At 73.1% G+C, this 10,137-nt stretch carries 8 protein-coding genes and 1 tRNA gene; 1 reads left to right on the top strand and 8 read right to left on the bottom strand.

Annotated elements, in window-relative coordinates:
- Nucleotides 1-91: 91 nt before the first annotated feature.
- Complete coding sequence (locus AB0Q96_RS18615) at nt 92-334, bottom strand: hypothetical protein (protein WP_365326678.1); 243 nt, start codon at nt 332-334, stop codon at nt 92-94.
- Nucleotides 335-471: 137 nt separating this feature from the next.
- Between AB0Q96_RS18615 and AB0Q96_RS18610 the strand changes: the two genes are divergently transcribed.
- Nucleotides 472-1,059, top strand: coding sequence for a tetratricopeptide repeat protein (locus AB0Q96_RS18610; protein WP_365326676.1), 588 nt, complete (start codon nt 472-474; stop codon nt 1,057-1,059).
- 136 nt (nt 1,060-1,195) lie between these two features.
- Here AB0Q96_RS18610 and AB0Q96_RS18605 read toward each other — a convergent pair whose 3' ends face one another.
- The 7 genes from AB0Q96_RS18605 to AB0Q96_RS18575 all read right to left on the bottom strand — a co-directional run bounded on the left by AB0Q96_RS18605 (nt 1,196) and on the right by AB0Q96_RS18575 (nt 10,036).
- Nucleotides 1,196-1,702, bottom strand: a complete 507-nt coding sequence (locus tag AB0Q96_RS18605) for a hypothetical protein (protein ID WP_365326674.1) — start codon at nt 1,700-1,702, stop codon at nt 1,196-1,198.
- Nucleotides 1,703-1,838: 136 nt separating this feature from the next.
- Nucleotides 1,839-3,290: an MFS transporter gene (locus AB0Q96_RS18600; RefSeq protein ID WP_365326672.1), complete on the bottom strand. Its 1,452-nt coding sequence runs from the start codon at nt 3,288-3,290 to the stop codon at nt 1,839-1,841.
- Nucleotides 3,291-3,592: 302 nt separating this feature from the next.
- Nucleotides 3,593-6,031, bottom strand: a complete 2,439-nt coding sequence (locus AB0Q96_RS18595; protein ID WP_365326671.1) for a hypothetical protein — start codon at nt 6,029-6,031, stop codon at nt 3,593-3,595.
- A 3-nt stretch (nt 6,032-6,034) separates the two neighbouring features.
- Nucleotides 6,035-6,108, bottom strand: a tRNA-Gly gene (locus tag AB0Q96_RS18590).
- Between the two features lie 947 nt (nt 6,109-7,055).
- Nucleotides 7,056-8,306 carry an MFS transporter gene (locus AB0Q96_RS18585; protein WP_365326669.1) on the bottom strand — a complete coding sequence of 417 codons (1,251 nt, stop codon included), beginning with the start codon at nt 8,304-8,306 and terminating at the stop codon, nt 7,056-7,058.
- Between the two features lie 157 nt (nt 8,307-8,463).
- Entirely contained in the window at nt 8,464-8,796 is a 333-nt protein-coding gene (locus AB0Q96_RS18580; RefSeq protein WP_365326668.1) for a cupin, read from the bottom strand.
- A gap of 79 nt (nt 8,797-8,875) precedes the next feature.
- The gene (locus tag AB0Q96_RS18575) at nt 8,876-10,036 is read right to left on the bottom strand and encodes an MFS transporter (RefSeq protein WP_365326666.1); all 1,161 of its coding nucleotides are present in this window, start codon (nt 10,034-10,036) and stop codon (nt 8,876-8,878) included.
- Between the last annotated feature and the right edge of the window lie 101 nt (nt 10,037-10,137).

Below are 10,137 nucleotides of genomic sequence, written 5' to 3'. Positions count from 1 at the left end.
CCGATACGACAAGACCGCCACCATCTACCTGGCCGGACTCCACGTCGCCGCCATCTTCGTCTGGTCGGCGAGATGATCCGAAGGAAACGGCCTAGCAGTACTCGACCGTCAGAGTCACCGGAGCGGCCTGGTTGACGAAGAGGTACGCCTTCGCCGCCGGGACCGCCGCGAAACCGAGCCGCACCTGGGTCGTCCCGCTGCGGTCCAGGGCGGCGAGAGCCGCGGGCGAGAGGCCCGAGGAGATCGCGCTGCGGGCGCAGTTGTAGGGACCTGAGGCGAAGACCGCCGACCCGGAGATCTCACCCGAGTACGCGACGTGGAGCTGCGTCGCCATGAACCCGCCGGCGGACCCCAGTGGGCCGGGCAGCCACAATCGAAGGGGCGGAGCATGGCGCTCCACGACCTGGCCGCCTGGAACGGCCCCGGGCCACCCCCGTCGGTGCCACCGCGCCGGACTGCGAGGATGCCCCCATGAGCACCGAGGAAGACGCCCCCTTGCGCCCGCAGGACGCAGCCCCCCTGAGTACCCGGGAAGAACCGGAAGAAGCCGTCCCGGCCACCCGGGAACGGGACGCCCTGCTGGCCGAGGCGATCGGGCTGCGCGAGCGCGGCAGTCGCGAGGAGGCCCGGGACCGGCTCCTCGTTCTCTCCGCGCGGCACCCGGCCGACCCCGAGGTCGCCTACCAGACGGCCTGGGCCCATGACGTGCTCGGCCTGGAGGCGGAAGCCGTGCCGTACTACGAGAAGGCACTCGCCGCAGGCGTCGACGGACTCGGAGCGGAGGAACGCAGGGGCGTGTTCCTGGGCCTCGGCAGCACCTACCGCATCCTCGGCCGCCACGAGGAGGCCGTCGTCACCCTGCGGCGGGGCACGGAGGAGTACCTGGAGGACGGCTCCCTGCGCGCCTTCCTCGCCATGGCCCTGTACAACACAGGCCACCACCACGACTCCACCCGGCTCCTCCTCCGCCTCCTCGCGGAGACCAGCACCGACCCGTTCGTACGCGAGTACCGCGAGGCCATCGAGTGCTACGCGGAGGACCTCGACCGGATGGAGTGAGGACCGTCCCGCACCGCGTCGTCGACTCCGCTCCGCGCGAGGCGATCGAGCCTCGGGCGATGCACGGGAGCGGGGCACCACCTCGATTTCGTCATGCATGCCAGGGCGGAGCCGGAGCAGCGACCCGGCGGTGCGGCTACCCTGCCCGTTCGAGCGTGACCTCGATCTCGACCGGGGCGGACCGCCACAACGCGCTCAGGAGCGGGTCCTGGTCGATGAAACGGCGTGTGGCCGCGAGAGCGTCCGCTCTGGGCTTGCCGATGGCAGCGTCATCGAAACCGGTGTCCCCACCACCGCTGATGTACAGGTCCGCCCAGGCGGGGTCCTCGGCGAAGCACGCCTGGAACTCCACCTTCCAGTACAGGGGCTGCCAGTACGGATCCTGCCGATCGCCGTACTCGTTGACCGTCAGCAGTCGCCCAAGGGACAGCGCGGGCCGGTTCCCGGTCCAGTCCCAGACGCCCCATGCAACGATGAAGGCGTCTACCTCGTCCGCAGATCTCTCGATGCCCTCGACCGGTACCTGTACGAACTCCTCGAAGGCAGCCCAGGCCGCCTCCATGGTGCAGGCGCCCTCGGCGACGCCATGCCGACCCAGTATCTGCTCGAACGCTGTGGCGCTGGACCGCCAGGAGATGGGCATGCCGCCAGGCTAGCCGCACCGACCGTCCCCTCCGGACTCACTACAGAAGTGCCCGCTTCGTGAAGCACAGGAAGCGGCCTAGCCGTCGGCCCGGACGTAGCTGACGGTGAGCCAGGCGTCGAGGACCGCGCGGGGGTCAATGGCGGGTGGCGCGGCGGCCTGCCGCCACGTCGGCGAGCGCGGCGGCGAGGGAGGCCGCGACGAAGGCGATCGAGACGAGGAGGCCGTGGTCGTAGGCGGCGGCCCAGCCGTCCTGGGCGACGCGGTCGAAGAAGACGGAACCTACCGCGGCGATGCCGATCGCCGAGCCGACGCGCTGGCCGGTCTGGAGCGTGCCGCCGGCGCTGCCGGCCTGGTGCACCGGCACCTCGGAGAGGGTGAGGGTTTGGTTCGGGGAGATCACCAGGCCGCTGCCGAGTCCCGCCAGGAGCAGCGGGGCGAGCAGCGCCCAGCCCGCGCCCCGGCCGGGCACCAGGTGCACCGCGAGGGCCGCCCCGGCGAAGCCGACCGTCACCATGGTCAGGCCGACGACCACGAGCGGCCGCCCGAGGCGGTCCACGAGGCGGCCGCCGATCCCGGCCGCGATCCCGGATCCCAGGGCGAACGGGGTGATGGCGAGTCCGGCCTGGAGCGCGGTGTAGTGGAGGCCGTTCTGCAGGTAGAGGGTGCTGACGAAGAAGATCGAGGTGAAGCCCGCGAAGTAGAACAGGATCAGCAAGGAGCCGAGCCAGTAGGACCGGAGGCGGAACAGTTCCAGGTCGACGAGGGGTTCGGTGCCCGACCGCGCGCAGCGGCGCTCCCATGCCACGAAGGCGGCGAGCAGCACGGCGGCGACGGGGACGAGCAGGTACTTCGCGTTCCCGGGCCACTGCCGGGACTGGACGAAGGGCAGCAGCAGGGCGAGGACGGCGGCGCCGAGGAGCAGTACGCCGACCGGGTCGAGACTGCGCAGCCGCACCGGCTTGGCGTCCGGCGTGTCGGGCAGCAGCCGCCGGGCGAGGATCAGGCACACGATCCCGATCGGGAGGTTGACGTAGAAGACCCAGCGCCAGCCCTCCTCGGCGCCCGCCCCCTGGATCAGCAGCCCGCCGGCGAGGGGGCCGACGGCGGTGGAGATGCCCACGACGGTGCCGAACATCCCGAAGGCCCTGCCCCGCTCGGCCCCCCGGAACATCTGCTGGATGAGCGCCGAGATCTGCGGGGAGACGAGACCTCCGGCCGCTCCCTGCAACAGCCGCGAGACCACCAACCAAAGGCTCGACTGCGCCGCTCCGCAGGAGGCCGAGGCGAGCGTGAAGAGCGCGAGGCCGACCATGAACACGGTGCGCCGGCCGCGTGCGTCGCCGAGCCGTCCGGCCGGGATGAGGACGAGGCCGAAGGCGAGCGCGTACCCGGAGAGCACCCACTGGAGATCCGACTCGGGGGTGTCGAGCCCGGAGCGGATGGAGGGCAGCGCGACGTTCACGATCGACACGTCGAGGAGGATCATGAAGCCCGCCACGAGACAGACGCCGAGCGCCTTCCAGTGGTTCGGGTCGGGCTCCTCCTGCTGCCGGCGCGGGGCCTGCGCCGACTCTTGCCAGGTCACGTGTCCTCCTCGTTCCGTCGGATACGGCGCGGTGGACGGCGTGCGGCACAGACCGTGTGCGCCCGTCGGCCTGCGAAGGCCCCGGTACCCGTCGCGCGCGTTCCCGATGCCTCCTTTCGTCCGGGATCATCCGTTGACGTCGGCAAATGCCGCACCGCGCCACGGCACGCCCGAGGGGGTATCCGCGGCGGGCCGCAGTTCCGGGGGCGGTCAGGCCGCCATGTCGACCGTGTGGCGGCGTGCGTAGGCGAGCATGTCCGCCGGCGTGACGGATGTCGGGCGGCCCGGTTGGCCTCGGCCGGTCAGCGGGTGGCCGCGACCATCCAGTGGCCGGTCGTGGTCCAGCCCTGGAAGCGGCGGGCCAGGCCGCCCAGTGCGGTGCCGTCCGTGTCGAAGGTGCCGCCGCCCGCGACCAGGCGCAGTCCGGCGATCGCCGGGGCGAGGCGGGCCGCCGTGTGGTACGGCTGCCCGGCGGCCTCCGTCGCCATCCGATGGACGAGCGCGGTCTGCCGGTCGGGCGGGCACAGCGACAGGAAGAACAGCGTCTGCCGCCAGGCGTACGCCGCGTCCTTGACGGTGCCGAGCGGGCGCGGGTGCCCGTGGACGCGGGCGACGAGACGGCACACCGTGGCGAAGCCCTCCTCGGCCAGGGCCTCCCAGCCCGCCTCCGGGGCGACGCCCGCGTGCCGCACCAGGACGGCCAGGTTGTGGGTGGTCAGGATCTGCGCCTGCTCGATGACCGTGCCGTTGCCGGCCGGCGACCAGGAGCGGGCGCTGTCCGTACCGGCCCGTTCCCCGCACAGCCGGTCGAACGCGGGTGCCGTCCGGGACGGCCGCGTCCGGCCGAGGCCGTCGGCGGCGTGCACCACCGCCATGCTGCGTACCGCCGCGCAGTCGATCCCGTAGTAGCGGGCGTAGAGGCTGTCCTCCAGAAGGTCGGCCGCGATGCGCGCGGCGGTCAGGAACTTCGGGCTGAAGGTCCCCATGAAGATGTCGGCCGCGAGCTCCTCGGTGAACGGCGCGGAGAGGTCGGCCTGGCGTGCCAGGTGGGACATCTCGCGCACCAGCGGGTTCGGCAGCAGCGTTCCGGGGAACGCGCCGACGGCCAGGTCTCCGACGCGGCGCAGCGCGGCCTCCGCGGCCGCCCGCGCCCGTTCCTCCGTATCGGCGTCGCTGCCGTGGCCGGCGACCGCGCGAACCCAGGGCAGCTCGTCCACCCGTACCTGGTGCGCCAGGTCGAGCAGCAGCAGCGAACGCCGGTTGCGGAACGCCCGGTACGTGGCCGCCTCCAGCGTGCGCAGGGCGGGGTCGGCGTAGCGCTGCGCGGTGGCGTTGGCCACGAGCTGGGGAACCAGCTCGGCCAGCACCTCCGCGGACGGCACCAGGCCGCGCGCGACGAGCTCCTCCGGCGGGGCGCTGAGCACGGTGCGGACCACCTTCCGCAGACGCGGCGGGACAACGGCTCCGGCGGGCAGACCGGTCCGGGCCGCCTCCGTCTCCGTAACCGGTACGAGCAGTACGTCCACGTCGGGCGTTCCGGCCCGCTGGTCCAGCGGTGTGAGGCGGTCCGCCACGGCGGCGGCTATCTCGTGGTGGGCCGGCAGCGCCGCCTGGCGCGCCTGCTCGGCACGCAGCCGGGTGTGCAGGTCCGAGCCGGGCAGGCCCCGCTTGGCGATGACCGAGGTCACCGCGTGGCGCAGCAGCCCGGCGAGCCGGGGCGCGAGCGGGCGGCCCGCCGCGGCCTCCTCCAGGGCCCGCAGCATGATGCCCGTGTTGGACTTCTGGTCGCGGTGCTTGCGGCACTGCGTGTGGACCGCGGCCAGGGCGCGGTAGCGCTCCAGTAGGGCGGCCGCCCGTACGCGCGCGTCACCGCCAGCGCCACCGCGCCCGGCACGGGGAGTAGCCGGGCCGGGGTCGGGTACGCGCTCCGGGCCGGGGCGATCCGCCGCGGCCCGGACGGGGGCCGTCGCTTCGCCGTGCTGGAGCCAGTAGCCGAGGAGCTCGTCGTCGAAGGGCCGCCACACGCCCAAGGCTTCGCGCTGTACCTCGATGGCGGTCTTGGGCCGGCGGGCCCGCAGCGCGTCCGAGACCTCGCCGACGCTACGACGGTGCACCGCGCTCGCGTCGGGGGCGGGCCGGTCGGTCGGGCGGGGCAGGAAACGCAGTCGGTCGGCGAACGGCTGAAGCTCCGTCACCAGGGCTGCGGCCGTGTCGAAGTCTTCGGCCCGTACCAGCCAGGCGACGGTCAGCAGGGCCGCCTCCTCGGGCAGGGCCACCTCGTAGCGACCGGTGTCCAGCAGGTGCCACAGTTCCTCAAGGCCCTGCTCCGTCAGCGCGTGCGCGAAGAGCACCGCACGGTCGGCCGGTACGCCGGCCCGGTGGGCGGCGTCCGCCTCGTACGGGGCGAGGGGCCCGCCGGCGGCGGGCGTTCCGGTGGCGAACCCGCCGCGGACGACCTCAGGGGTGACCCAGGCGGGCAGTCCGGCGACCGGGGTGCGCGAACCGACGGTGAGGCTGCCGTTCGCCATGCCCGCGAGCACCGCACGCCACTTCTGCATCCGGCCGAGGGCGCGGTCGCGGGTGGCCGGCTCGGCGTGCGAGACGGCGGTGCGCAGCGCACGGGCCAACTGGCCTGCGGCGTACGCGGACGAGGCGGTCGCCAGGCCGGTCGTCGCGGCTGCGGGCGCACCGGCGGGACGGCCGGGCTCGGTCGGTGGCTGCTGGTCAGCGTTCTTGTTCATAGGCCGGCGTGGCAGGACCTGCCCCTGCGCCCTCCGGGTAGGAAGCCCGGTGCTCTGACTGCCTGAGCTACACGCCGTTCGATGCCCCGACCCTAGGACGATCACCTAGGCCCAGCAATCGAATTGCGAGCCACCGGCCGACCCGCACCGGGCGGCGCGTGGAGGAGGACATTCATGTACAGCCGTACGCAGAGACGGAGCCGGTACGCGATGGCTCCCGGACCTTCGCCGAGTGGAAACGGTCGAAGGCGGCCGCGCCGTGTGGGCGGGGCCGCCTTCGGGGGCGGGGCGGGGTGTCAGGAAGTAGGTGGGACGGTCTTCACGAGGGTCGCCGTGAAGACCGCCGGATGCGCTCTCTCTCGGCCACCGCCGCCACACCGCTCCCTCCACGGGAAGCTCACGGAGTAGGGCACTCCGTCATCTCGCCGATCACGCTCGCTCCATCAACGGCCAGCTCCTTGTAGAGCTCAGCGGTTTCTTTCGCAACGCTCTTCATCGCCTTGCAGACTTCACTCTGGAGACCGAAGGCATCCTTCCTGAGTCCGATTCCGTAATGCTCGGGGGCTCCGAACGGATCACGGGCGATGTGCTGGCCTACGCGGCCGGTGCGGGCATGACCGCCGGCTACGTGACCCAGCAGCTGTTCTGTCTCCCGTACCGGGGCAGGGGTGCGCGTTGAGCCGAGTGCGGGAACACGACCCGCTCGACACCCCCGTCGAGGCACTGGCGTGGGCGCTGGTGGGGCTGCGCAGCGAGCGGGGTCTGTCCCTGGGGCAGATGGCTCCGCGGGCGCACTTCGACAAGGGAACCCTCTCCCGGGCCGCGGGGCTCCCGCAACACAGCTGCCTCGCCAGTCGGCTCCGCCTCCGGGCGGCAAGAGCGTCTGCGCAGGTCACAACGGATCTGAGGTGTTGCAGGATCAGACCCACAACACCTGCGGGCCCCCGGTCAACGAAGCGTCACCCACACGTGGGCTCTCCCTCGAACGCGGCGGCTTCACCCGGCTGTTGAACGATGCCGCTGGTCATCCCGTCGCTTCCGCGACAACGCCCGGCTGCGGCCGGGTCCGCATGCCCCAGCGGGCAAGAGACGGGCCGACAGCACCCAGTGCGGCGAAGAACAGCGCCAGCAGCAGCCAACCCTTCGTGCCGAGGCCGAGCACGACCGTGGTGAGGATCGCGGGGGCGAGAGCCTGGCCCGCGCTGAAGCCGAGACCGAAGACACCCTGGTACTGGCCCTGGGCGTGATCGGGGGCAAGACCGAAGCCCAGGGCGAAGGCCGCCGATGACTCCCAGACCTCTCCAAGGCTGTGGACGAAGATCGCGGCCAGGACCAGTCCCGCCGCCGCCCAGACCGGGGTGTACGCCGCCAGCGCCATCATCGGGCAGCTGACGAGGAAGAGCAGCCCCGCAGTCCGAAACGCACGGCCGCCGTCGCGCAGGGTCTCGATACGCGAGCCGATCCTGGTCTGCATCAGCACACAGAAGAGGGAGTTGACGGCGAACAGCGCGGCCACCGTCCAGCGCGGCGCTTCGGTGTGCTCGGAGATCCAGATCGGCAGGAGCAGCGAGACCACCGGGTACTGCAGTCCCATGGCCCCGTAGAGGGCGGTGAACGCCAGGAAGGGACGATCCGCGAGGACGAGCCAGCGCCGCTGTTGCGGCGGCGCTGCCAGCACCGGATAGCGGGGCAGCAGGAGCAGAAGCGCCGCGCACAGGGCGAAGCTCGCCGCGTTGCCGAGGATCAGCGTGACGTAGGCGCCCCGGGTGTTCGCGGCCAGCGCCAGCCCCGCACCCACCGTTCCCAGGACGACGCCCAGGTTGACGAACGTGCGCAGCTTCGCCCGGAACCTGGCCGGGCGGTCACCCCCGACCCGGACCACCAGAGCGCCCGCCGCCGCCCCGCCGGCCGCCGCGGCGATCTGGTCGACCGTCGCGACGACCGTGAGCATGGCCCAGCTCTCGACGAGGACGAGGGCCGCCATCGACACCGCCTGGACCGCGAGGGCCGACATCATGATCGTGCGCGCCCCGCGCCGGTCGGCCAGATGCCCGCCCGGTATCCCCGCGCACAGGCCGATCACTCCGGCGATGGTGAGCGCGGCGCCGACCTGTACCGCGGGCAGGCCCACGACCAACGTGAAGTAGAGCGCCGACGCCGCGTTGAACAGGCCATTGCCGACCCGGTTGACGAAACTGGCGGCGATCAGCACGCGCTCCGGCCTGCTGTCCCCCACTAAGCGGTTTATTCGGCCTGCCAGGCTGCCCTTGATCATGGACGGCAGGCTAACAGCGGCCGCTGACCCAGCAGCGGTCGCACCAAGACCGCGCGCTTCGGTTGCGCCACGGGACCGGACGAGGAGCGCTCCACATCGACGATTTTGGCGTCAAATGATCGTTTACTGGAGGGCTTGGCCCAGGTGACCGTGCGTCCTAGTCGTTCACCGCCGTCAGCAGCACGACCGCGTCCTCCAGGGCCGTCAGGCCGTGCCGTTCCTTGGGGATCATCTGGAGTCCGCCCGTCTCCAGCTCCTCCGAACGGCCCGAGGCCGTCAGCTCCACCCGTCCGCGCAGGACCTGGAGGCTCGCCGCGGGCGGGGCGTTGTGCTCGTCGAGGGACGTGCCCGCGGTCAGGGCGATCACGCTCTGGCGGAGCACCCCGTCGTGCACCACCAGATGCGCGCTGCGGCCGTGGGGCGCGGTGCGGGCCTTCGCCAGGTGCTCGTCGGCGAGGGCGCCCAGGTCGAGGGGGGCGGGCTGCTGCATCGTGGCTCCTGTGAGGGACGCGGACCGGTACCTCCAGCCTTCCCTGTGGCGGGCGTGGCGCAAGTCGGGGCCCCGCGGGTCAGGCCCGGGCGGGGGTCCGCCGCCACGAGGCCGCCAGCGCGCCCAGCGCGGTGAACGCCGTCGCGCCGAGGACCGTCGGTCGCCAGCCGTACGCCCCGTACAGCCAGGCCGCCGTCAGCGAGCCGAGCGCGCCGCCGCCGAACGTGGCCAGCATGAAGACCGAGTTGGCCCGGGCCGCCACCTCCCGCCCGAGGCCGAGCACCCGGGACTGGTTCGCCACCTGGCAGGCGCTCGTGCCCAGGACGACGAGTCCGGCGCCCGCCACCAGCGCCACGGGCGCGTACGGGGCCAGGCCCGCGACGGCCAGCCCGAGCCCGGCGCAGCCGAGGGCCCAGCGGCCGACCCGGCCCGTACCGAAACGGTCGGTGAGCGGGCCCGCGAACGCCGAGGCCAGCGCGGCCGGCACGGTCAGCAGCCCGAACAGGCCCGCCGCCCCCGGCCCGTACCCGAGCGGCGGGGCCGCCAGATGGAAGACGAGCGCGGCCCAGAAGACGCTGTACGCGGCGAACACGCACGCCCCGACGAGCGCCGACACCCGCAGCGCCGGGTGGGCGCCGAGCAGCCGGGGCAGCCCGGCGAGCATCCGCCCGTACGGCAGCCGGCGCGCGCCCGGGACGCCGAGCCGCTCCGGCAGGGCCCGCGGCAGCACGCACAGCAGGCCCGCCGTGGCGACGGCGGCCACCAGGTAGGCCGTCCGCCAGCTGCCGCTCGCGTCGGACACCGCGCCCGAGACCGTACGGGACAGGGTGGAACCGAGCGTGAGGCCGAGCCCGATCAGGCCGACCACCCGGCCGCGCCGCTCGGCACCCGCGAGGACGGCCGCCACCGGCGTGAGAATCTGCGGCAGCACCGTCGTCGTCGACAGGGCGAGGGTCGCCAGGAGGAGCGTGAGGATGTTCGGGGCGGCGGCGGCCACCAGCAACGCGCCGCTGGTCAGGCCGAGCAGCGTGCCCGTCAGGCGGCGCAGCCGCGCGGTGTCGGCGAGGGGCACGAGCAGCAGGATGCCCAGCGCGTACCCGGCCTGCGCCGCCGTGGCCAGCAGGCCCGCCGTGCGGTCGGAGACGTCGAGGCCGCGGGCCACGGCGGCGAGCAGCGGCTGCGGGAAGTAGATGTTCCCGACGGTCACGGCCCCGGCGACGGCGAGCGTGAGGACGTGCACGCGAGCGGGAGGGGGAGCGGGAGCAGGATAGGAAGAGGCAGCAGGAGAGGTAGCGGGAGAGGGAGTGGCAGCGGGAGCGCCGAGGGAGGAGGGGAGGAGTG

Origin of the sequence: Streptomyces sp. NPDC093111, from assembly GCF_040683955.1 — a bacterium.
In the GTDB taxonomy this organism is placed as follows: domain Bacteria; phylum Actinomycetota; class Actinomycetes; order Streptomycetales; family Streptomycetaceae; genus Streptomyces.
This window is presented reverse-complemented; position numbering and strand designations above follow the sequence as displayed.